The sequence below is a fragment of the Streptomyces sp. W16 genome (assembly GCF_033194735.1).
In the GTDB taxonomy this organism is placed as follows: domain Bacteria; phylum Actinomycetota; class Actinomycetes; order Streptomycetales; family Streptomycetaceae; genus Streptomyces.
In genome coordinates, this window is record NZ_JAWOAI010001198.1 from 1 (window position 1) to 808 (window position 808).

1 protein-coding gene is annotated in these 808 nt (G+C 74.6%); it reads left to right on the top strand.

The genetic code is table 11. The features are described 5' to 3' along the window. Window positions 1–806, top strand: an 806-nt coding sequence (locus R6V09_RS54180) for a carbohydrate kinase family protein (protein WP_317888692.1), incomplete at its 5' end; no start/stop codon positions are given. Window positions 807–808 lie beyond the last annotated feature (2 nt).

Below are 808 nucleotides of genomic sequence, written 5' to 3' on the forward strand. Positions count from 1 at the left end.
TCCGGACCGTGCCGGGTGGCGCGGGCGCCAACGTGGCGTGCTGGGCGGCCCATTGGGGCTGCGCCGACGTACGGCTGCTCGGTCGTGTGGGTGCGGACTCGGCGGCGTGGCACGAGCGGGAGTTGGCCGCCTCCGGGGTGCGGCCCCGGCTCGTGGTCGATCCGGAGGCTGCGACCGCGACGGTGATCTGTCTGGTCGACACGGGGGCTTCGGCCGAGCGGACACTCGTCACCGACAGTGGAGCGGCCCTACGGCTCGGCCCCGAGGACTGGTCGGACTCGCTGCTGGACGATGTCGTACGGCTGCATCTGTCGGGCTATCTGCTGTTCTCCGAGCCGGGCCGGGCCCTGGTGGCCGTGGCGGTGAAGTCGGCACGCGCGCGTGGGGTGCCGGTGAGTCTGGATCCGGCGTCGGCCGGGTTCCTGGTGGAGCTGGGCGTAGACCGTTTCCTGGCGCTCGTCGAGGGGGTGGACGTGCTGCTGCCCAACCGTGACGAGGCGTGTCTGCTCACCGGGTTGCCCGACGCGGAGGACGCGGCGGCCAAGCTGAGCCGTCATGTCCCCCTGGTGGTCACCAAGCAGGGCGCCGAGGGAGCCCTGCTGGCCCACTCCGGCACGGTCCACGCACGCGTACCGGCCGAGCCCGCCACGCCCCGGGACACCACGGGCGCGGGCGACGCGTTCACGGGGGCGTTCCTCGCGACGCTGCTGGCGGGCGCCGATCCCGAGGAAGCGGCGCGGGAGGGGTGGCGGGCGGGGGCCCGAGCGGTGGAAGGGGTGGGGGGACGGCCGGTGCGGTCGGGCTGACG